At 73.9% G+C, this 22237-nt stretch carries 17 protein-coding genes and 1 pseudogene; 11 read left to right on the top strand and 7 right to left on the bottom strand.

Features of this window, described 5'->3' with window-relative positions; genetic code table 11:
• The first annotated feature begins 15 nt into the window (after positions 1-15).
• Positions 16-1068, top strand: a complete 1053-nt coding sequence (locus ACWERV_RS30335) for a lysophospholipid acyltransferase family protein (RefSeq protein WP_452939114.1) — start codon at positions 16-18, stop codon at positions 1066-1068.
• A 69-nt stretch (positions 1069-1137) separates the two neighbouring features.
• On the opposite strand, the gene ACWERV_RS30330 is transcribed toward ACWERV_RS30335, so the two are convergent.
• The 3 genes from ACWERV_RS30330 to ACWERV_RS30320 all read right to left on the bottom strand — a co-directional run bounded on the left by ACWERV_RS30330 (position 1138) and on the right by ACWERV_RS30320 (position 4640).
• Positions 1138-2382: a DUF5667 domain-containing protein gene (locus ACWERV_RS30330; RefSeq protein WP_452939113.1), complete on the bottom strand. Its 1245-nt coding sequence runs from the start codon at positions 2380-2382 to the stop codon at positions 1138-1140.
• Between the two features lie 193 nt (positions 2383-2575).
• A complete protein-coding gene (locus ACWERV_RS30325) occupies positions 2576-3379 on the bottom strand; it encodes an ECF subfamily RNA polymerase sigma factor, BldN family (RefSeq protein WP_398192823.1) in 804 nt (267 codons plus the stop codon).
• 322 nt (positions 3380-3701) lie between these two features.
• Positions 3702-4640: an HAD family hydrolase gene (locus ACWERV_RS30320; RefSeq protein WP_452939111.1), complete on the bottom strand. Its 939-nt coding sequence runs from the start codon at positions 4638-4640 to the stop codon at positions 3702-3704.
• Between the two features lie 94 nt (positions 4641-4734).
• On the opposite strand from ACWERV_RS30320, the gene ACWERV_RS30315 reads away from it, so the two are divergent.
• The 7 genes from ACWERV_RS30315 (at position 4735) to hemB (ending at position 12345) form a co-directional block, all read left to right on the top strand.
• Complete coding sequence (locus ACWERV_RS30315; RefSeq protein ID WP_398192821.1) at positions 4735-5016, top strand: glutaredoxin family protein; 282 nt, start codon at positions 4735-4737, stop codon at positions 5014-5016.
• A gap of 247 nt (positions 5017-5263) precedes the next feature.
• Complete coding sequence (locus ACWERV_RS30310) at positions 5264-5965, top strand: 3'-5' exonuclease (protein WP_452939109.1); 702 nt, start codon at positions 5264-5266, stop codon at positions 5963-5965.
• A 131-nt stretch (positions 5966-6096) separates the two neighbouring features.
• Positions 6097-6816 (top strand): redox-sensing transcriptional repressor Rex, encoded by a 720-nt coding sequence (locus tag ACWERV_RS30305; protein ID WP_398192819.1) that lies wholly within the window; start codon positions 6097-6099, stop codon positions 6814-6816.
• Positions 6813-8153 (top strand): glutamyl-tRNA reductase, encoded by a 1341-nt coding sequence (locus ACWERV_RS30300; protein ID WP_452939107.1) that lies wholly within the window; start codon positions 6813-6815, stop codon positions 8151-8153. Before ACWERV_RS30305 ends, ACWERV_RS30300 begins: the two co-directional genes overlap by 4 nt.
• Positions 8146-9174 (top strand): hydroxymethylbilane synthase, encoded by a 1029-nt coding sequence (gene hemC, locus ACWERV_RS30295; RefSeq protein WP_452939105.1) that lies wholly within the window; start codon positions 8146-8148, stop codon positions 9172-9174. Before ACWERV_RS30300 ends, hemC begins: the two co-directional genes overlap by 8 nt.
• A gap of 41 nt (positions 9175-9215) precedes the next feature.
• Positions 9216-10886, top strand: coding sequence for a bifunctional uroporphyrinogen-III C-methyltransferase/uroporphyrinogen-III synthase (locus ACWERV_RS30290; RefSeq protein ID WP_398192833.1), 1671 nt, complete (start codon positions 9216-9218; stop codon positions 10884-10886).
• A gap of 475 nt (positions 10887-11361) precedes the next feature.
• Positions 11362-12345: a porphobilinogen synthase gene (gene hemB / locus ACWERV_RS30285; RefSeq protein ID WP_452939103.1), complete on the top strand. Its 984-nt coding sequence runs from the start codon at positions 11362-11364 to the stop codon at positions 12343-12345.
• Between the two features lie 28 nt (positions 12346-12373).
• Here the strand turns inward: hemB and ACWERV_RS30280 are convergent, their stop codons facing one another.
• Positions 12374-13201, bottom strand: coding sequence for a DUF4253 domain-containing protein (locus ACWERV_RS30280; protein ID WP_452939100.1), 828 nt, complete (start codon positions 13199-13201; stop codon positions 12374-12376).
• A gap of 136 nt (positions 13202-13337) precedes the next feature.
• Between ACWERV_RS30280 and ACWERV_RS30275 the strand changes: the two genes are divergently transcribed.
• Positions 13338-14426 carry a sigma-70 family RNA polymerase sigma factor gene (locus ACWERV_RS30275; protein ID WP_452939097.1) on the top strand — a complete coding sequence of 363 codons (1089 nt, stop codon included), beginning with the start codon at positions 13338-13340 and terminating at the stop codon, positions 14424-14426.
• Between the two features lie 58 nt (positions 14427-14484).
• Here ACWERV_RS30275 and ACWERV_RS30270 read toward each other — a convergent pair whose 3' ends face one another.
• The gene (locus ACWERV_RS30270) at positions 14485-15720 is read right to left on the bottom strand and encodes a PP2C family protein-serine/threonine phosphatase (protein WP_452939094.1); all 1236 of its coding nucleotides are present in this window, start codon (positions 15718-15720) and stop codon (positions 14485-14487) included.
• Between the two features lie 148 nt (positions 15721-15868).
• On the bottom strand, positions 15869-17662 hold the full coding sequence (gene argS, locus ACWERV_RS30265) for an arginine--tRNA ligase (RefSeq protein ID WP_452939091.1): 1794 nt from the start codon (positions 17660-17662) through the stop codon (positions 15869-15871).
• A 234-nt stretch (positions 17663-17896) separates the two neighbouring features.
• Here argS and lysS point away from each other — a divergent pair, with 234 nt between their 5' ends.
• Entirely contained in the window at positions 17897-19624 is a 1728-nt protein-coding gene (lysS, locus tag ACWERV_RS30260; protein ID WP_452939088.1) for a lysine--tRNA ligase, read from the top strand.
• Between the two features lie 250 nt (positions 19625-19874).
• Positions 19875-21134: a hypothetical protein gene (locus ACWERV_RS30255; RefSeq protein WP_452939087.1), complete on the top strand. Its 1260-nt coding sequence runs from the start codon at positions 19875-19877 to the stop codon at positions 21132-21134.
• Positions 21135-21151: 17 nt separating this feature from the next.
• On the opposite strand, the pseudogene ACWERV_RS30250 reads toward ACWERV_RS30255, so the two are convergent.
• Positions 21152-22237, bottom strand: a pseudogene (locus ACWERV_RS30250) (hypothetical protein); the annotation flags it as partial.

Genomic DNA, 22237 nt, shown 5'->3' with positions numbered 1-22237 from the left:
GAAGGAGCAGGGGCCGTGGGCGACGCGAAGGTGATCCCGTTCGACGAGGGCGCGCGCGGCCGCCGCGCCGCCGCCCGCCGGGAGGCGGGTTCCGCCGCGGGCGGCGAGGGCGCACCGGGCATCCCCGCGCAGGCCGCGGGCGGGCGTACCGGCCCGGAGGCCGCGCAGGAGCCGCCCGCGGCTCCGGGCGGCGGGCTGTTCGGCGCGGTGGCCGGACGGCTGCTGGGCGACGACTGGGACCGCAAGGTCGCCTCCGGCCTGGCCTTCCTGCGCCGCCGGGTGACGGGCGACTACGAGGTCGACGAGTTCGGGTACGACGCCGAGCTGACCGACCAGGTCCTGATGTCGGTGCTGCGACCGCTGTACGAGTCGTACTTCCGCGTCGAGGTCCGCGGCATCGAGAACATCCCCGCCGAGGGCGGCGCGCTCGTCGTCTCCAACCACTCCGGCACGCTGCCGCTGGACGCCCTCATGACCCAGGTCGCCGTGCACGACCACCACCCGGCCAAACGGCATCTGCGGCTGCTCGCCGCCGACCTGGTCTTCATGCTTCCGCTGGTCAACGAGCTGGCCCGGAAGGCCGGCCACACGCTGGCCTGCGCGGAGGACGCGGAGATCCTGCTGGAGCGGGGCGAGGTCGTCGGGGTCATGCCGGAGGGCTTCAAGGGCATCGGCAAACCCTTCGCCGACCGCTACAAGCTCCAGCGCTTCGGACGCGGCGGGTTCGTCGCGACCGCCCTCAAGACGGGGGTGCCGATCGTGCCGTGCTCGGTGGTGGGCGCGGAGGAGACGTACCCGATGCTCGGCAACGCGAAGACCGTTGCCCGGCTGCTGGGTCTGCCCTACTTCCCGCTGACCCCGACGTTCCCGTGGCTCGGGCCCGCGGGTGTCGTGCCGCTGCCCACGAAGTGGGTCATCCAGTTCGGCGAGCCGATCCCCACGGACGGCTACCCGGCGGAGGCGGCGGAGGACCCGATGCTCGTGTTCAACCTGACGGACCAGGTACGCGAAACGATTCAGCACACCTTGTACGAGCTGCTCGTGCAGCGCCGGTCCGTGTTCTTCTGAGGCCGGGCGCCCCGCGCGGGGCAACCGTCAGGGGCGCGTGGGAGGTGCCCCACGCGCCCCTGCGGGGCGCTACTCGTCGTCCTCCGACGCGCCCAGGCCCAGGCCGGGCAGCAGGCCCGGGAGGAGCGGGGGCAGGGTCACGGAGTGGTCCGTGGACGGCGGGGACGTCGGGGTGGCCGGGGCGGTGAGGCCCGGGAGCGGCCCCAGCGGGTTCGTGCCGCCGATGAGGCCCTGGGCGGGCGTCGTCGCGGACGGCGACGGGGTGGCCCCGGGCGTACCGTCCGCGCCGGGCGCCGCGCTGGACGACGCCGAGGGCGGGGCGGACGCGCTGCCGGTCGAACCGCCGCCCGTACCGCCGGAGCCGGAGCCGTGCGACTCCCGCTTCTTCGGCTGGGGCAGCAGCCCCTGGAGCGGCGCGACCTCCTGGTCTATGGCGTCGAAGACCGAGGAGACCTGGTCGGAGACGTCGGTGAGCTGGCTGGGCAGCTTGCCGCGCAGCTCCGTCCAGCCCTGGCGGTGGGCCTCCGTGAAGTTGTTGAGCGTCTCGATCGGCTGGAGGTCGCCGTCGTGCTGGTAGGCCTGGCTGAGCAGCTTGTGGCCCTCGGTGGCCTCCTGGTGCATGCCCGACAGGGCCTTGCGCACCTCGGCCACCGACTCGTCGTCGAGCTGCCCGCCCCGCCCGCGGTCCATGAGGCGGCGGGCCTCCTGGAGCCGGGTGGAGGCCATGTCGAGGTAGATCTTGCCGCGCGAGGCGTCGCCGCTGGCCATGTCGAGCTTGAGGTCTTCCATGCCGCGCTTGAGCGGGTAGAGCGTGTCGCCGGGCAGCGCGCTGGTGCTGGCCGCGGCGACCCCGCCGAAGGCGCCCGCGGCGACGCTGACGGTGAGCCCGCCGACCGCGAGCCGCCGGGACAGCTTGCTGCCGGGGGTGAGCCGGCGCAGCCCGCTCCTGCCGCTCCGGCCGCCGTCGCGCTGCTCGGGCACCCGGGCGGTGACCGGGAAGCTGCCGTCGGCGAGGGCCTGCTCCATGGCGGCGATGAGCTGGGCGCGCTGCACGGTCTTGCGCTCGGGGTCGAGCGTGGGCCGCGGCTGCTCGGCCAGCGCCGTGGCGAGGGCCAGCAGGGTGTTCTGGTCGGGGTCGGCGTGCCGGGCCGCCGCGTGGCTGCCGTGGGCGGCGCCGGACGTACCGGGCCGACGGCCTGCCGCGGTGCCGTCCTGGGCTGCCGCGGCGCCTTCGCGCTCTTCAAGGGCCTCGCGGTCCTCAAGCGCCTGGGCGAAGGCGTTCGCCCGGCGGTGTGCCGTTGCCTGTCCGATCACGCGCGGCACCTCCTCTCGTCATCCACACTCGACTCCCCGCACCGCCCGGGGGTTGCGCGGCCCCTCGGCCATGCACCCGAACGGGTGAAAAGCGAGGGGTGCGGGGCGGTGCGCGGGTGTCCGCATGGGAAGCAACGAGCACCGCGCCAGTTGGGTTACGCAGGTGTGATGATCGTGCGGTGGCACCGGGGCCTCACCTCGCGTCATCCGGGAGGAGTCTGGCCAGCGTGCGGACGGCGCGGTATTGCAGCGTCTTGATCGCGCCCTCGTTCTTTCCCATGACCCGGGCCGTCTCGGCGACCGAAAGCCCTTGCAGGAAGCGCAGTGTCACGCATTCCTGCTGCTGTGGGTTGAGTTTGCGCACCGCGGTCAGCAGCGCCTCGTTGGACAGCGACTCCAGGACCGAATCCTCGGGACTTCGTTCGACCTCGTTCGCGTCGAGCATTTCGCCGGTGGTCACTTCGAGACGGAAACGGCTCGACTTGAAGTGATCGGCGACCAGATTGCGCGCGATGGTGACCAGCCACGCGCCGAAGTCGCGTCCCTGCCAGGTGAAGGTGCCGATACGGCGCAGGGCGCGCAGAAAGGTCTCGCTGGTCAGGTCCTCGGCCGTCGCCTTGGAGCCGACCCGGTAGTAGATGTAGCGGTAGACCGTGTCGCTGTAGTGGTCGTAGAGGCGGCCGAAGGCCTCGGTCTCGCCGTCCTGCGCGCGTTCGACCAGGTCCATCATGCGGCCTGAGTCGGTGTCGGCGGCGGGGCGGCGCGGCTGGGCGCCCGGGGCGGCGGCGTGGGTACCGGCGGATCCCGAGCTGTTGCGGGTGCGTCTGCCTGCGGCTGTGCTGACTTCGGCCAGCGCGTACGCGGGCCCGGGGACGGTGGGACCTGACGTGGCGAGGGCGGGCACGGCGTGCGCGGGGACGGCGTGCACAAGGTGCCGGAGCACCATGGCGCGCAGCGCAGCCAGGCCGGAGGTGTCAACCCCGTCGTGTGGGTACACGGGACTCCCAGAGGCAGAACTTCCATCACGTGCAGTACGGGACCGTTCACCCGTCGTGGCGACGTGTGGGTACCGGATTGCGTCTGAGGAGAATAACGCTTCGTACAGGAGACGCTACACCGAGTTGCGCAAATCGTCGTTTGCGCCATTTCCTGTGCGGATTGACGATCGACCAATTATCGAACAGGCGACTGTTGTTGACCACTTGGGTTCGTGAACAGCTCGCGCAGAGGCCGTGATGTGACCGTGTGCGCGCCGTGCGCGGGGCGTACACCCGCCCGCCGGACGGGGCCGTACGATGCCGGGCCGCCCGCCGGCGCGGCTACTTGTGCCGCCGGCTGATCGCGACCGCCGCCGCCGTACCGCCCGCGAGCGCGCCCAGACCGGCCGCCGCCGGGATCCCGATACGGGCCGCCTTGCGCCCCGTGCGGTAGTCGCGCAGCCGCCAGCCCTCCGCGCGGGCGTGCTTGCGCAGCCGGCTGTCGGGGTTGATCGCGTACGGGTGTCCGACGAGCGACAGTATCGGGATGTCGTTGTGCGAGTCGCTGTACGCCGCGCACGCCGACAGGTCCAGATCCTCGCTCATCGCCAGCGCCCGCACCGCCTCGGCCTTCGCGGGCCCGTGCAGCGGCTCGCCGACCAGCCGCCCGGTGTACACGCCGTCCACCGACTCCGCGACCGTGCCCAGCGCGCCGGTCAGGCCCAGCCGACGGGCGATGATCGTCGCCGTCTCCACCGGCGCGGCCGTCACCAGCCACACCCGCTGCCCGGCGTCCAGGTGCGCCTGCGCGAGGGCGCGCGTCCCCGGCCAGATCTTGCCGGCCATGTACTCGTCGTAGATCTCCTCGCCGATCGCCATCAGCTCCTCGACGCGGTGCCCCTTGACGATCGACAGCGCGCTGTCCCGCGCGTCCTGCATGTGCTCGGGGTCCTCGGAGCCGGCCATCCGGAAGTACGCCTGCTGCCACGCGAACCGCAGCAGATCCTGCGTGTCGAAGAAATGCCGTTTGTACAGCCCGCGGCCGAAGTGGAAGAGCGCGGCGCCCTGCATCACGGTGTTGTCGAGGTCGAAGAACGCGGCGGCCCGCGGATCCCCGGCGACCGGGAAGGGAACCTCCTCCGTCCTGTCCGCCTCCTTCGGCGCGGTGTCCTCCGGCCGGGGCGTCGTCGCGAGCGCCGCCTCTGCGGCAGCCTCGCCGGCCTGCACACTCCGCTGCGTGGCGGACTGTCTGCGGGGGGTGAGCCATCGGGGAGCGGCCATGTCGTCGAGCATAACGATCCCGTGCGACAAGGTCGGTTCGCGCACGATGCCGGGGCGTGAACCGGCTGTGTCGGCCAGGAGTCACAATGAGCGGATGAGCGGAACGACGAACGAGGGCGAGGGCGCGGGCGCGGCTGCCGCGCGGACGGTGACGCTGATCGGCAAGCCGGGGTGCCATCTGTGCGAGGACGCTCGCGCTGTGGTGGAGGAGGTCGCCGCCGCGACCGGGGCGGTGGTCCTGGAGCAGGACATCACGCAGGACGAGGCGCTGTACGCGCGGTACTGGGAGCAGATTCCTGTCGTGCTGGTCGACGGTGAGCAGCACACGTTCTGGCGCGTCGACCGCGCCCGCCTCCACCGCGCCCTCACCTCCTGACCCCCCTCCTGCGGAGGGGCTGCGCCCCGCAGGGGCGCGGGGAACTGCGCGCTCAGCCACCCACCGGCCGGTGGTCCGGGAACGACAGCAACTGCCCCTTTCGGCCGGTGACTACCCGCGCCCCCGGTGGGGGCTGAGCGCGCAGTTCCCCGCGCCCCTGATAAGCACCGCCTTACGCAGAAGGCGAGGTCAGGTAGGATCGGGGGCGTTTTGTACGGCCGGGGGCGAAGTATGAGGAGTGTGCCGAGTGCCCTCGGTGGAAGGCGCCGCGCCCAGCGGGTTCGCGGTGGTGGATGTCGAGGCGACCGGGTCGTCGTCGCGGCGGCACCGGGTCGTCGAGGTCGCGGTGGTGCTGCTCGGGCTCGACCTCTCCCCGGAAGGGGAGTTCAGCACGCTCGTCGATCCGCAGGGGCCCGTGGGGCCGACGCACATCCACGGGATCGAGCCCGCCCACCTCGGCGGGGCCCCGCACTTCGCCGGGATCGCCGGGCGGCTGCTCGCGCTGCTGCGCGGGCGTGTGCTGGTGGGGCACAACGTGGGGTGCGACCGGGCGTTCCTCGCGGCGGAGTACGCGCGGATCGGGATAGTGCTGCCCGCGGTGCCGGAGCTGTGCACGATGCGGATGGCCGCCGCGTACTCCACGGGTGACACCTACGGGCTGTCGCTGCGGGCGTGCGCCCGCGCGCTGGGGCTCGGGGGTGAGGATGCCCACACCGCGCTGGGGGACGCCCGGACCGCGGCGGCGCTTTTCGGCCACTTCGTGGCGGAGACGGGTACGGTCGGCGCGGTCTCGGCCGCGGAGGCGCTGGCGGAGCGGTTGTCGCAGGCAGCGGATGTGCGCTGGCCCGAGGCCGGTGGTCCGCTGCGGACGGCGGACGCGTTGTGGAAGCGGCGCAGCAACGTTTCGGCCGGGCAGTACGTGCCCAATGTCCGACATGGGAGTGCGTGATGCCCATCACTTCCGCCGGGCAAAACGGACACCATCTTTGTGCACGCGTTCACAAAGACATAGCCTGGCACGCACGGGGCGGCTCCAACGACCGTGGCCGCTCTCAGCCCAGCTCTACCCGCAGGAGCACCGTGGCAACTGGCCGATCACACCGACCGGCGACCCGTAGCCGAGGGATCCCCGAGGCCACCGTCGCCAGGCTTCCGCTGTACCTGCGGGCGCTGACCGCTCTGTCCGAGCGCTCGGTGCCCACCGTGTCCTCGGAGGAACTCGCCGCCGCCGCCGGGGTCAACTCGGCCAAGCTGCGCAAGGACTTCTCCTACCTCGGCTCGTACGGGACCAGGGGCGTCGGCTACGACGTCGAGTACCTCGTCTACCAGATCAGCCGGGAACTGGGACTCACCCAGGACTGGCCGGTCGTCATCGTCGGTATCGGCAACCTCGGCGCCGCGCTCGCCAACTACGGCGGCTTCGCCTCGCGCGGCTTCCGCGTCGCCGCGCTGCTGGACGCCGACGCGGGACTCGCCGGGCGGCTGGTCGCGGGCCTGCCGGTGCGGCACATCGACGAGCTGGAGAGCATCGTCGCCGACAACCAGGTGTCCATCGGCGTCATCGCGACGCCCGCGGGCGCCGCGCAGGAGGTCACCGACCGGCTGGTCGGCGCGGGTGTGACCTCCATCCTGAACTTCGCCCCGACCGTGCTGTCCGTGCCGGACGGCGTGGACGTGCGCAAGGTGGACCTGTCCATAGAGCTGCAGATCCTCGCCTTCCACGAGCAGCGCAAGGCCGGCGAGGGCGAGAACGGCCGCCAGGACCCGGACGGGGACGTCCCCGCCGTGATGCCCGCATGAGTCTTCTGGTCGTCGGACTGTCGCACCGCAGTGCGCCGGTGAGCGTGCTGGAGCGCGCCGCGCTGAGCGCGGACGCGCGCGCCAAGCTGCTCCAGGACACGCTCGCCGCCGAACCCGCGAGCGAGGCCATGGCGCTGGCCACGTGCAACCGCATCGAGCTGTACGCGGACGTCGACAAGTTCCACGCCGGTGTCGCCGAACTGTCCACGCTGCTGGCGCGGCACAGCGAGGTCGGCCTCGACGAGCTGACGCCGTACCTGTACGTCCACTACGAGGACCGTGCCGTCCACCACCTGCTGTCGGTGGCGTGCGGGCTGGACTCGATGGTCGTCGGCGAGGGCCAGATCCTCGGCCAGATCAAGGACGCGCTCGCCGTCGGGCAGGAGCTGCACAGCGCCGGACGGCTGCTCAACGACCTCTTCCAGCAGGCCCTGCGGGTCGGCAAGCGCGCGCACTCCGAGACCGGTATCGACCGCGCCGGGCAGTCCCTGGTCACCTTCGGCCTGGCCCAGCTCGCCCCCGTGACCGGCCCGCTGACCGGCAAGCGCGCCCTGGTCGTCGGCGCCGGCTCGATGTCGTCGCTGGCCGCGGTCACCCTGGCGCGCTCCGGCGTGGCCGGTGTGACGATCGCCAACCGCACCCCCGAGCGGGCCGTACGGCTCGCCGCCCAGCTCACCGAGCAGGGCACGCAGGCGCACGCGGTGGGCATGGCCAAGCTGGCGGCCGCGCTCACGGAGGCCGACATCGTGGTGTCGTGCACCGGCTCGACCGGCCTGGTGCTCACCGCCGAGGACCTCGCGGCGGCCGGCCCGCTGGCCGTACTCGACCTGGCGATGCCGCGGGACGTCGATCCGGCGGCGCACGACCTGGACCACGTCCACCTCGTCGACATCGAGTCGCTCGCCGCGGCCTCCGCGGACGCGCCCATGGCCGCCGACGTGGAGGCCGTGCAGGGCATCGTCGCCGAGGAGGTCGCCGCCTTCGGCGCCGCCCAGCGCGCCGCCCGCATCACCCCGACCGTGGTCGCGCTGCGCGCGATGGCCGCCGACGTCGTCGCGGGGGAACTCGCGCGGCTCGACGGTAGGCTGCCCGACCTGGACGACAAGCAACGCGCGGAGATCGGCCAGACCGTCCGCCGCGTCGTGGACAAGCTCCTGCACGCGCCGACCGTGCGCGTCAAGCAGCTCGCGGGCGAGCCCGGCGGTGCCGGGTACGCCGACGCGCTGCGGGAACTCTTCGACCTCGACCCGCAGGCGGTCGCCGCCGTCAGCCGGGCCGAGACCCCCAGGCCCGCGGTGGCCCGGGTGCCCAACCGAATCGAGAGCGGCGATGACTAACCCCGCGAACACCCCCGCGAATCCCCCCGCCACCCCGGCGACCACCCCCGCGCCCCCGTCCGGCGCCCCCGGGCGCGCACTGCGCCTCGGCACCCGGCGCAGCAAGCTCGCCATGGCCCAGTCCGGCATGATCGCCGACCGGGTCCGCGCCCTGACCGGGCGGGAGGTGGAACTCGTCGAGATCACCACCTACGGCGACGTCTCCCGCGAGAGCCTGGCCCAGATCGGCGGCACCGGCGTCTTCGTGTCCGCGCTGCGCGACGCGCTGCTGTCCGGCGAGATCGACTTCGCCGTGCACAGCCTGAAGGACCTGCCCACCGCACCGCCCGAGGGCCTGGTGCTCGCGGCCGTGCCCGTACGCGAGGACCCGCGCGACGCGCTGGTCGCCCGCTCCGGGCTGACCTTCGCGACGCTCCCGCCGGGCGCGCGGATCGGCACCGGCTCGCCGCGCCGCATGGCGCAGCTCAACGCGTGGGCCCGGTCGCACGGCCAGGACATCGAGACCGTTCCGATCCGTGGCAACGTTGACACCAGGATCGGGTACGTTACTTCCGGCAAGCTCGACGCCGTCGTGCTGGCCGCCGCCGGGCTGAACCGTATCGGCAGGATCGCCGATGCGACCGAGCTGATCTCGGCCGACGCCGTACTGCCCGCTCCCGGACAGGGTGCGCTGGCCGTCGAGTGCGCCGCTTCGGACCCGGAGCTGGCCGCACGGCTCGCCGAACTCGACGACCCGGACACCCGGGCCGCCGTGACCGCCGAACGATCCCTGCTCGCCGCCCTCGAGGCCGGCTGCAGCGCCCCCGTGGGAGCGCTGGCCGACCTTGTGGACGACGGGCAGACTACCGAGCTGCGCCTGCGCGGCGTCGTCGGGACCACCGACGGCACCGAACTGGTGCAGATGTCCATCACCGGCCGCGTTCCGGCGTCCGGCGACGAGGCACGTGCCCTGGGCCGTGAACTCGCCGCCGAGATGCTCGCGAAGGGCGCGGCCGGTCTTATGGGGGAGCGCACACTTTGAACCCCGCCGCCGTCGCTACGACCACGACCGCCGGTGCGGCACTGCCGGCCGGCAACGCCGCAAGCCCCGGCCCCGCCGGGCGGACCGCCCACGGTCACGTCACCTTCCTCGGTGCCGGGCCCGGTGACCCCGGGCTGCTGACCCTGCGTGCCGTCGAAGCGCTCGCCCTCGCCGACCTGCTGGTCGGCGACCGCTCCGTGCTCGACGTCGTCCGCACCCATGCCCGTGCCGACGTCGGCACCGCCGAGCCGTCCGGCGACACCGCCGGGGCAGCCGAACCGGCCGCCGGCAGCGCGGTGTTGGACACCTCCGCCCTCGCCGATGCCGCTGCCCAGCTTGTCATGGCGTCCGCGCGCACCGGCAAGCGGGTCGTCCGTGCGGTCGCCGGCGACCCCGGGCTGGACGCCTGCGCCGCCGCCGAGATGCTCGCGTGCGCGCAGGCCGGCATCCCCTTCGAGGTCGTCCCCGGTGTCGCCACCGAGGTGGGCGTGCCCGCGTACGCCGGAGTGCCGCTCGACGGCGGGGTCCGCTTCGTGGACGCCCCGACCGCCTCGCCGCGCTGCTGGACCGAGTCGGGCGCCAGCGACGCGACGCTGGTCGTCTCCACCACGCTCCAGACCGTCGCCGCCACCGCCGCCGAACTCATCGGCGCCGGCCGCAAGCCCGACACCCCGCTGACGGTGACCGTGGCCGGCACCACGACCCGGCAGCGCACCTGGACCGCGACGCTCGCGACCATCGCCGCCGAGCTCAAGGCCACCAAGGCACTGCCCACCCCCGAGGACTCCGTCGCGGCCATAGCCGTGGTCGGCGAGCGCGCCGGGCGGCGCGAGCACCTGTCGTGGTTCGAGACCAAGCCGCTGTTCGGCTGGCGGGTGCTCGTACCGCGCACCAAGGAGCAGGCCGCCTCGCTCTCCGACCAGCTGCGCTCGTACGGCGCCGTGCCGCACGAGGTGCCCACCATCGCCGTCGAGCCGCCGCGCACCCCGCAGCAGATGGAACGTGCGGTCAAGGGCCTGGTCACCGGCCGCTACGAGTGGATCGCCTTCACGTCCGTCAACGCGGTCAAGGCGGTCCGCGAGAAGTTCGAGGAGTACGGGCTCGACGCGCGTGCCTTCGCCGGCATAAAGGTCGCCGCCGTCGGCGAGCAGACCGCCCAGGCGCTCGTCGAGTTCGGCGTCAAGCCCGACCTGGTGCCCAGCGGCGAGCAGTCCGCCGCGGGCCTGCTGGAGGACTGGCCGCCCTACGACCCGGTCTTCGACCCGATCGACCGCGTCTTCCTGCCGCGCGCCGACATCGCGACCGAGACGCTCGTCGCGGGCCTCGTCGACCTCGGCTGGGAGGTCGACGATGTCACCGCCTACCGCACCGTGCGCGCCTCGCCGCCGCCGGCGGACACCCGTGAGGCGATCAAGGGCGGCGGCTTTGACGCGGTCCTGTTCACGTCGTCCTCGACGGTGCGCAACCTCGTCGGGATCGCCGGGAAGCCGCACAACGTGACCGTCATCGCCTGTATCGGGCCGGCGACGGCCAAGACCGCGGAGGAGCACGGGCTCCGGGTCGACGTGATGGCCCCGGAGCCGTCCGTGCACGCCCTCGCGCAGGCCCTCGCGGACTTCGGCGCGGCGCGCCGCGACGCGGCGGTCCTCGCGGGCGACCCCGTCACGAGGCCCAGCGAACGCCGTCCCGGCGCCCGCCGCCGCCGCGTCTGACCTGCGGTCCGCTCAGAGGGCACGGATCGCCCGCCGAGCCCGCGTCCCCGCCTCGCGGGGCACCCGCCCCCGGGCCGCGCCCGCCGCGCCGGGCCCTCGTTTCTCAGGGGCGCGCGTGGCGGCGTGGGTGACCCGTTTTCGGGTGCGCGTGTGCCGCGTGGGGGGACCCGTTTTTTGGGGACGCGTGTGCGGCGTGGGGGGACCCGTTTTTCGGGGGTGCGCGTGCCGCGTGGGGCACCCGGTTTTTTTAGGGGCGCGGGGAACTGCGCGACAAGCCCCCACCGGGGCGCGGATAGTCAACCGGCCCGAAGGGGCAGTTCGGTCCGTACCGGACCACCGGCCGGTGGTGGGCTGAGCGCGCAGTTCCCCGCGCCCCCAAAAACGGGTGCCCGGCGCGGCAAGCGCCTGCGTACCTCGCGAGCCCCCGACTTCGCGTCGGGAAGAGCATGGCGCGCGCGGGCGTACCGTGGATCGTATGGCTAGGTATGGGGAGTTTCCCGGGGCGCGGCCCCGGCGTTTGCGGACGTCCGCGGCGATGCGCCGCCTGGTCGCGGAGACCCGGCTGGATCCCGCGCAGTTCATCCTGCCCGCCTTCGTCCGGGAGGGCATCACCGCGCCGCAGGCGGTCTCCTCGATGCCCGGCGTCGTCCAGCACACCCGCGACACCCTGCGCAAGGCGGCCGCGGAGGCCGCCGCCGCGGGCGTCGGCGGCATCATGCTCTTCGGCGTGCCCGAGGTGAAGGACGCGGTCGGCAGCCAGGGCACGGACCCTGACGGCATCCTCCAGCAGGCGATCCGCGACGTCGTCGCGGAGGTCGGCGACGCGATGGTCGTCATGTCGGACCTGTGCCTGGACGAGTTCACCGACCACGGTCACTGCGGCGTCCTGGACGCCGAGGGCCGGGTCGACAACGACGCGACGCTGGAGCGCTACGTCGAGATGGCGCAGGTCCAGGCGGATGCGGGCGTCCATGTCGTCGGGCCGTCCGGGATGATGGACGGCCAGGTCGGCGTGATCCGCGAGGCGCTGGACGAGATCGGCCGGCAGGACGTGGCGATCCTGGCGTACACCGCGAAGTACTCCTCCGCCTTCTTCGGGCCCTTCCGGGAGGCCGTGAACTCCGGGCTCCAGGGCGACCGCAAGACCTACCAGCAGGATCCGGCGAACGTCCGCGAGTCGCTGCGCGAGCTGGCGCTGGACCTCGCCGAGGGCGCCGACATGGTCATGGTCAAGCCCGCGCTGCCGTACCTGGACGTGCTGACGAAGGTCGCGGAGTCCGTGGACGTGCCGGTGGCCGCCTACCAGGTGTCCGGCGAGTACGCGATGGTCGAGGCCGCGGCGGCGAACGGCTGGATCGAGCGGGAGCGGGCGATCACCGAGACGCTGACCTCGATACACCGGGCGGGCGCGAACATGATCCTCACGTACTGGGCGACCGAGGTCGCGCAGAACCTCTGACGGCAGGGCCGCCTACGGCCCCGCGGGGTCAGTCCCACCAGAACGTCCACAGCGTGCGGCCCAGCACCTCCCCGGCCGCGTACTCCTCCAGCGAGCCGCAGCCCTGGTCGACGTTGTCCGGGCAGAAGGCGTAGTGCTCGGCGGCCACCGCCGCGGCCTCCTCGGGGGTACGCGGCGGGGCGGCCACCGAGACGGTGAGGGTGTCGAAGCCGAGGGCCACGACACGTATCCCGAAGCGCTCCTCCCACGAGCGCAGCACCGCGCACAGCCGCGCCACGTCGTCCTCGTGGTTGAGCGGGCCGTTCCAGCCGATCGCGGCGGGTATGTCGGCGCTGCGGCGGGCGTGGACGAGGGCGACGCGCGTGTTCGCGGGCACCGCGGCGGCAAGCTCCCCGGCGATCTCGGCCGCGCGCTCGTCCGGGTCGGCCTGCGCCGGCAGGGCGGGGGCGAGGCCGGGCCAGTCGTGGTGCGCCTCCTCGCCGTCCGCCTGCGCTTCCGCGCCTGCCGCGTCGTCGTCCTCCCCGTCCCGCCACGCCTCGCCCGTCCAGTACCCGGCGAGCACCTCCTCGGCGTCGTGGTCGCCGGGGTAGGACATCGTCGCGGGGGACAGCTCCCAGCCCGCGAGCGGGGATCCGTCGAGGTTCAGCAGCACCGGGAGGAGTCCCACCGCCCGTGCGGGCAGCGCGTCCTCCCAGGACCGCGGCCCCGCCGCCTGCTCGGATATCCACAGCAGCGGCTCGGCGCGCGGGCCGTCCTCTGTCTCGTGCACGAGCCGGCCCGGCGGCAGGGCCAGGCCGAGGGCGGAGCCGGTCGGGTCGGCCGCGAGAGCCGGGAGCGGGTCGGGGAGCGTCGCCATGTCCCGACTGTAGGGGCGGGGTCTGACAACGGGTCCACAATGGGCGGCGCGGACCGCCCAGTTCGCGCCCCGGCCGGTGTCGGTACGGGTGGCGGCGGGAGGTGCCCGGCGCGGGCGGGAAGAAGGCGAGCGGCACATGACGGTGAGAGCGGCGGCGTCCGACCTGCTGACCAGGGCGCGCGGCGGGGACGGCGACGCCTTCCGGGCGCTCACCGAACCGCACCGGCGCGAACTGCTGGTGCACTGCTACCGCATGCTCGGCTCCCTCCAGGACGCCGAGGACGCCCTCCAGGACAGCCTGCTCGCCGCCTGGCAGGGCCTCGACGGCTTCCAGGGGCGGGCCTCGCTGCGCACCTGGCTCTACCGGATCGCCACCAACCGCTGCCTCAACGCGCTGCGGTCGCAGGCCCGGCGGCCCGCCCAGGAGTGGAACGCCCCCGGGCTGAACCCGCCGGAGCCCTCGCGGATGGGCGAGGCCGTCTGGCTGGAGCCCTTCCCGGACGCGCTGCTCGCGGGCGCGATCGACGTACCGCTGGGGCCCGAGGCCCGCTACGAGCAGACCGAGTCGATCTCGCTGGCCTTCGTGACCGCGCTGCAACTGCTGCCGCCGCGCCAGCTCGCGGTGCTCGTGCTGCGGGACGTGCTGGGCTTCCGGGCGAGCGAGGTCGCCGGGATGCTGGACACCACCGTCGAGTCGGTGACCAGCGCCCTCAAGCGGGCCCGCGCGGGCCTGCAGCGGCACCGTGCCGCCGACCCCGGCGACGAGCCGCCGCCGGCCGCCGGGTCGCCCGCCGAGGAGGAGATCCTGGCGCGCTTCGTGAGCGCGTACGAGGCCGCGGACGTGGCGGGGCTGGTCGCGCTGTTCACCGACGACGTTTTCATGTCCATGCCGCCGGTGCCGTTCGAGTACCTCGGCGTGGACGCGGTGGGCCGCTTCTGCACCGAGCTGTTCGGCGGCGGCCGCGCCTTCGATCTGGTGCCGAGCCGCGCCAACGGCCAGCCGGCCTTCGGGGTCTACCTGCGGGCGGCGGACGGCGAGCGGTACGGGATCGGCGTGATCGTGCTCGGGCTCAGCGGCGGGCGGGTGTCCGCGCTGTGCCGTTTCGAGGGCAGCACCTACCCGTGGTTCGGGCTGCCGCCGTCACTGCCCGCGTCCCCGTCGGTCCCGTCGGCGCCGTCGTCCCCGAAGTCCCCGTCGGCGCCGTCCGCGCCGCGGGTCCGCTGAGCCCGCGCCGGGTGCCCGTACGGGGGCGGGCACCCGGCGCGTCACCCGGTGGGGCCCGTCACAGCCGCAGGACGACCAGGGCGGTGTCGTCGGTGGCGCCCTCCGGCGGGAGCAGCTCGTCCAGCAGCGCGTCGGCGACCTGCTCGGGGTCGGCCTCGCGGTGCCGGGCCAGGGACGTCGCGAGGCGGCCCAGCCCGACGTCGATGTCCTCCCCGCGGCGCTCGATGAGCCCGTCGGTGTAGAGGACGAGCGTGGCGCCCGGCTCGAAACCGACGACGGCCTCGGGGCGCGGCTCGGGCTCGGGGCTGGCGCTGATCGGCGGGTCGGTCGCCCGGTCGAGGAATTCCACCGTGCCGTCCGGGTGCACCAGTGCGGCCGGCGGGTGGCCCGCGGTGCTGTACGTGATGGTGCGGCCGCTCCAGTCGACGTGCGCCTTGACCACGGTCGTGGACTCCGCCCCCTCGACGGACTCGGCGTACAGGCCCAGCGCGTCCAGCGCCGCGGCCGGCCCCTCGGTGACCCGGGCGGCGGCGCTCAGCGCGCTTCTGAGCTGGCCCATCACCGTCGCGGCCCGCAGGCCGTGGCCGACGACGTCCCCCACCGCCACCGTGGTGCGGTTGCCGGGCAGGTCGGCCATGTCGTACCAGTCGCCGCACACGTTGAGCGCGCTGACCGCCGGCTGGTAGCGCACCGCGGCCCGGTGGCCGACCGGGCGGGTGGCAGGCAGCAGCGCGGACTGGAGGGTGAGCGCGACCTCCCGCTCGTGGGCGTGCGCGCGGCGCAGCCGCATGTTCAGTTCCTGCAGCTCGCGGGCCCGCATGTACAGCTCGGCCTCCAGCTTGCTGTGGCTGGCCGGGCCGCCGTCGCGGGCCTTCATGAAGGCGGTGACCTCTTCGACGCGGTGCACGATGAGGGCGATCTCGCCGTCGTCGTCGAGGACGGGGGTGTTGATCGTGCTCCAGTAGCGTTCCTCGAAGACGCCGGGGCGGTCCGTGCGCTCCACGTCGTAGCGCTGGAGGGGGAGCGAGTCGCGCTCGTGGGTCGCCAGGACGTGGCGCAGCGAGGCGCCGAGGTTCGCCGGGCCGTTCGCCTCGTCGGCGCGCTCGGGGCTGTCGGGGAAGACGTCGAAGATGTAGCGCCCGGCCAGGTCGGCCGCGGTGTGGCCGGACAGGCGCGTGTAGGCGTCGTTGACGTCGACGTAGCGCAGCTGCGGGTCGAGCAGCGCGATGCCCGCCGGGAGCCCCTTGTAGACCGCCCGGTAGTCGATGCCGGGTCCGTCGCCGTCGCCTGACACGTGCCCGTCCGTCCGCCTTCGGTGCCGCCGCTGACACTTCCATCGGACCACAGGAGCCGCCCGGCCGCCCGCCGAGCGGCGACCGGCCTACGGCGGGCGGGTGCGGCCCGGCGGGGGCCGCACCCGGACGGTCGGACGGCGGGGCGGGTCAGAGGCGGTCGGGGGTGCGGATGCCCAGCAGGGCCAGGCCCTGCCGCAGGGTGCGGGCGGTCAGCTCGCACAGCAGCAGGCGGTTCTCCACCTGGGCGGGGCCGCCGTCGGCGGTCAGCACCGGGCACTGCTCGTAGAAGGTCGTGAACAGCGACGCGAGCTGGTACAGATACGCGGCGAGCCGGTGCGGCTCGTACACCTCGGCGACCTCGGCGAGGGTGTCGCCGAAGGCGTCCAGGTGCAGGCCCAGCGCGCGCTCGGCCTGCTCCAGCGGCAGCTCCGGGTGGGCGGCGGGCCGCTGCTCCGCGGTGGCCTTGCGGAAGATCGACTGCGTCCGCGCGTAGGCGTACTGGATGTAGACGCTGGTGTCACCGTTGAGCGAGACCATCCGGTCCAGGTCGAAGACGTAGTCGCGGCCGAGCGAGGTCGACAGGTCGGCGTACTTGACCGCGCCGACGCCGACCTGCGCGCCGTTGGCGAGGATCTCGTCCTCGGTCAGGCCGATCTTCTCGCCCTTCTCCCGTACGACCGCGGTGGCCCGCTGGACCGCCTCGTCGAGCAGCGCCTCCAGCTTGACGCTCTCCCCGGCCCGGGTCTTGAACGGCTTGCCGTCCTTGCCGAGCAGGGTGCCGAAGGGCAGATGCCGGGCGGTGACCTCGTCGGTCAGCCAGCCGGCCCGGCGGGCGGCCTCGAAGACCATCTTGAAGTGCAGGGACTGCCGGACGTCCACGACGTAGAGGAGGGTGTCGGCGTGCAGCTCGCCCGTCCGGTTCCGGATCGCGGACAGGTCGGTGGCCGCGTAGCCGAAGCCGCCGTCGGACTTGCGGACGATGAGCGGGACCGGCTCGCCGTCCTTGCCCTTGACGTCGTCGAAGAAGACGCACAGCGCGCCGTCGGACTCGACCGCGACACCGGACTTCTCCAGCAGCTCGCACGTCTCGGCGAGCATGTGGTTGTAGCCGGACTCGCCGACGATGTCCTCGTCACGGATCTGGATGTCGAGCTTGCCGTAGACCGAGTCGAAGTAGATCTTCGACTCGTCGACGAACCGCTGCCACAGCGCGACCGTCTCCGGATCGCCCGCCTGGAGATCCACCACCCGGCGCCTGGCCCGCTCCTTGAAGCCCTCGTCGGACTTGAACAGCGCGCCCGACGCCTTGTAGAGCCGGTCCAGCCGGGACATCGAGGCCTCGCCCGCGTCCGCCTCGTCGGCGGTGTGGTCCAGCTCGTGCGGGTGCTCGATCAGATACTGCACGAGCATGCCGAACTGCGTGCCCCAGTCGCCGATGTGGTGCCGGCGGACGACCTGCTCGCCCTCGAACTCCAGGATCTTCACGATCGCGTCGCCGATCACCGACGAGCGCAGGTGGCCGACGTGCATCTCCTTGGCCACGTTGGGCTGCGCGTAGTCCACGACGGTGATGCCGGGGTGCTCCTTGAAAGGCACGCCGAGCCGCTCGTCGGCGGCGCGGGCCGCGACATTGCGGGTGATCGCCGCGTCGGTGACCGTGATGTTGAGGAAGCCGGGGCCGGACACCTCGACGGCCGCGACCGGGTCCTCCCCGGGCTGCGCGGCGGCGAGTGCGGGCAGCGCCTCGACCACCTGGGCGGCGAGCGCCTGCGGGTTGGTCTTCTGCCGCTTGGCGAGCCCCAGCACCCCGTTGGCCTGGAAGTCGGCCCGGTCGCTGCGTCGCAGCAGCGGGTCGGCACCCGCGGCCGACGGCACGGCTGCCGCGAGGGCGGCCGAGACACGCTGCTGGAGCGAAGCGGAAAGGGAAGCGACCGAGGCCATGAAAGGTGCCGTTTCGTGTGTCGGGATCGTGGGTGGTGGCCCGCGCGGGGCCGCCGTCCTTAGTTTCCCACGTGTGCGGCGGACGGCGAGCAGGTTATCCACAGGGGTGGGGGCGAGGCGGGGGCGGAGGGCCGGTTGTCCACAGGGCGGCCCGGCGGGGCTCGCGGGTCTGGGAGAATCAAGGGAGCGGGACGCCTCCGGGGCGGCCCGCCCAGCAGGGGAAAGGACAGAGCAGTGGCTGCCAGCACCGAGACCGACTGGGTCTCCCGTTTCGCGGACGAGGTCATCGCCGAGTCGGAGCGCCGCGCCCCCGGGAAACCCGTCGTCGTCGCGTCCGGGCTCAGCCCCTCCGGCCCGATCCACCTGGGCAATCTCCGCGAGGTCATGACGCCCCACCTGGTCGCCGACGAGATCCGCCGCCGCGGTCACCAGGTGCGGCACCTGATCTCGTTCGACGACTACGACCGGTATCGCAAGGTACCGGGTGGGGTGCCGGGCGTGGACGCGTCGTGGGCCGAGCACATCGGCAAGCCGCTCACGTCCGTGCCCGCGCCCGCGGGCTCCGCGTTCCCGAACTGGGCGGAGCACTTCAAGGCGCAGATCGTCGCCTCGCTGGCCGAGCTGGGCGTGGAGTACGACCCGATCAGCCAGACCGCGCAGTACACCTCGGGGGCTTACCGCGAGCAGGTGCTGCACGCGATGCGGCACCGCGGGGAGATCGACGCGATCCTCGCGCAGTACCGGACGAAGAAGGCGCCCGCCAAGCAGCAGCAGAAGCCGCTCGACGAGGCGGAGGTCGCCGCCGCGGAGGGCTCAGGCGCGGCCGCCGAGGACGACGGCAGCGGCAGCGGCGCGGAGTACTACCCGTACAAGCCCTTCTGCGCCCAGTGCGGCAAGGACTTCACCACGGTCACCTCGTACGACGACGAGACGACCGAGATGACGTACACGTGCACGTGCGGCCACACCGAGACGGTGCTGCTGCGCGAGTTCGACCGCGGCAAGCTGGTCTGGAAGGTCGACTGGCCGATGCGCTGGGCGTACGAGGGCGTCGTCTTTGAACCGTCGGGGGTGGACCACTCCTCGCCCGGGTCGTCCTTCCAGGTCGGCGGGCAGATCGTCGGGCCGATCTTCGGCGGGGAGCAGCCCATCGGGCCGATGTACGCCTTCGTGGGCATCTCCGGCATGGCGAAGATGTCCTCCTCCAAGGGCGGAGTCCCCACGCCCGGGGACGCGCTGCAGATCATGGAGCCGCAGATCCTGCGCTGGCTGTACGCGCGCCGCCGCCCCAACCAGTCCTTCAAGATCGCCTTCGACCAGGAGATCCAGCGGCTGTACGACGAGTGGGACGCCCTGACGCGCAAGGTCGAGGACGGCACCGCGCTGCCCGCCGACCTCGCCGCCTACAGCCGCGCGGTCGGCACGGCGGCCGGTGAGCTGCCGCGCACCCCGCGGCCGCTGCCCTACCGGACGCTGGCCTCGGTCGCCGACATCACCGCGGGCGCCGAGCAGCAGACGCTGCGGATCCTGTCCGAGCTGGATCCGGAGCGTCCGATCGCGGCGCTGGACGAGGTGCGCCCGCGGCTGGACCGGGCGGAGGCCTGGATCACCACGCAGGTGCCCGCCGAGCAGCGCACGGTGGTGCGGGCCGAACCGGACGAGGGCCGCCTCGCCGCGCTGGACGACGCGGGCCGCGGCGCGCTGAAGCTGCTGCTCGACGGGCTGGCGTCGCACTGGTCGCTGGACGGTCTGACGACGCTGGTCTACGCCGTGCCCAAGGTCCAGGCGGGCCTGGAGCCGGACGCCAAGCCGACACCCGAGCTGAAGATCGCACAGCGGGCCTTCTTCGCCCTGCTCTACGAACTGCTCGTCGGCCGCGACACCGGCCCCCGGCTGCCGACCCTGCTCCTCGCGGTGGGCCAGGACCGCGTCCGCACCCTGCTGGGCGCGCCCGCGGCCTGACCCGGCCCCCGCACCCGCCCGGGAGCCCGGCCACCCGCCGGACCCCGGGAGGGCGGGGCCCGCGCGGGCTGGGCTCCCGGGCGGGCTGGGCTCCCGCCGGGCTCCGCCCGCTCCCCGGCGGGCTGGGCTCCCCGGTGGGACGGGCAAGGCCGTCAGGGTGAGATTGGCGGGGCGGGGCATCGGCAGGGGTGGCGTGCGGGGATCCATCGGGGGCGCTTGCTGCGCCCGATCCCGATGGGAGCTCGACCGTATGTCCCGTCTTGCCGCGCGGTTCGCCGCGTCACTCACCGCCGCCGCCGTCGCGGCAGTCCCCGCCGTCCTCGTCTGCGCCGCACCGGCCGGGGCGGCGGACGCCGTACGCCAACCCGTCACCGCGGCCGACCTCGGGCCGCAGGGCCCGTGGCTGCGGTTGCAGGACGACCCGGGGAACGCCGGGCGGCCGTTCGGCACGCAGGAGGTCTCGCCCTTCGCCGACCCGGTCCGCTTCAACGGCAGCCTGCACCTGGCCGTGACCGGTGCCGCCGAGGCCGAGCAGTCGCAGGCCGCCCGCTACTTCGGCCTTCCGGTGCAGTGGAGCCGGATCGCCGCGTCCCCGCTGTCGTACGACCTCTACGTGGGCAGCGCCGACTCCACCCCCTCCGCGATCCCCTTCGGCGCGAACCTCCAGCTGCCCGGCTTCTGCCGCGGCGCCTTCACCACGCTCAGCTTCCAGCCGCAGCTGGCCACCGACGCGCAGGGCAGGACCGGCGCGGTCGCCGACATCTGGCGGCACTTCGACGCGGGCGGCGACGCGCTGTGGCGCACCTCGCGCGCGGTGGGCTCCTTCGCGGCGGGCAGCGACCACCCGTTCAGCGACTACGCCGCGGAGTGCGGCGGGGTGGGCAGCGGCGCGATCGGCGTCATCGCCAACGTCGGCCGGCTCGGCGACGCGAGCGCGAGCCTGGACACCTACGTCGACAACCTCACGGTGGACGGCACCGTCTACGACTTCCTGGTGGACGGCACCGCGACCGGCCACATCCACCTCGCGCCCACCGCGCCGGGCGGCCCCGGCCACCCCGGCACGTACAACGTCGGCGGCACGCCCGCCCGCGTCGGCGCGCTCCCGGCCTCGGTGCGCGGCGGCGGCGGGCACGGCGGTGGTGACGGGTGCGGCGACGACGCCTGCTCCCTCGCGGGCGAGGTCGTCTTCACGAGCCCGGCGGACGGCCCGTACTTCACCGAGGTCGGCACCCGGCTGGTGCTCTCCCGGCCCGGCGGCCTGCACCCGGACGACGTGACCGTGACCGCGGACGGCGCGCCGGTGACCCTGACCGAGGGCCCGGACGGCACGCTCGTCGCCGTCGTGACCCCGGCGACCGCCACCGACCTGGCGCCGGGCGGCACGTACCGCACGTCCCTCACCGTCACCTGCGCCGACGGCTCGACGGGCCCGGTCGCGGTGACCGCCGAGCTGCTGGCCCGCGGTTACGAGCCGCTCCAGCCGACCGGTGTCCTCGCGCGGCCGTAGCCGGACCCCGCAGCGGGTTACGGGATGTGCTCGATGTCCGACTCGGACTGGAAGCGGTAGCGCATGTCCCGGATGACCGCGACGAGGGTGCGCTCCTCCGGCGCGGTGCCGCCGTACACCGTCGGGAGGTAGCGGGAGAACTGCCGGGCGTTCGGGAACTCGCCCTTCTCGCGCACGTACTGGCGGTAGGCCGCGAAGTAGGCCTCCTCGACGGAGATCCCCTCGGGGAGGTCGAACGTCGCGGCGGGCTCGGCCGCGACGACGGGCGCCGGTCCGGGCTCCGGTCCGGGTCCCGGCAGCGGCTCGGGGCCGGGCTCCGGGGCGTACTCCTCGCGCGGCCCAGGGAAGGGCAGCGGGGCGCCGTTCGGGCCCGTGCCGACGCCGAGCGGGCGGTCGCGGCCCGGGGCGGTGGGGATACGCGGTCCGTCCGCCGCGGGCTCGGGCTCGGGGGCCGGTGCCGGGACGGGCTGCGGGCGCTCCGGCAGCCGCTGGGCGTGGAACCAGGGGCTGCCGGGCTGCTCCACCTCGCCCCCGGCCTGCGGCTGCGGCGGGACGTCCATCGGCGCGTACTGCCCCTGCGGCGCCACCTCGGCGTACCGCGGGTCGTAGCGGGGGTCGAATCTCGGGTCGTACCGGGGGTCGTACCCGGCGTCGAGGCGCGGGTCGTAGCGCGGGTCGTACCGGGGATCGAACCTCGGGTCGTCGCGCGGGTCGAAGCGGGCGTCGTACGCGTGCCCGGCCGGTTCGGCGTACGGCACCGGCTGCTCCGCGCCCTCCGGCAGCGACGGCGGCACGGGCTGCTCGGCGCGCTCCGGCTCCGGCTCGGCGACGGGGGCGGGGCCAGGGACGGCGGCGGGGACGGCGGCGGGGCCAGGGACAGCGACAGGGCCAGGCGCGGGGGCGGCCTGCTGCGGCGCGGCCTCCGGCACCTGCTCGGGCGCGGGGGCCGCGGCGGTCAGTTCCTTGGGCGCGGGGCCCGCGAGCGGGTCGAGGCCCGCCGCGGCGAGCCCGGCCTCGGCGGTGTCGGCGAGCGGCACCCCGTACTTGGCCAGCCGCAGCGGCATGATCGCCTCGACGGGTGCCCGGCGGCGCCAGGCGACGCC

Source organism: Streptomyces sp. NPDC004031, from assembly GCF_053604375.1.
The sequence above is the reverse complement of the archived record's forward strand: the minus strand, read 5'-3'. Positions and strand labels throughout refer to the sequence as shown.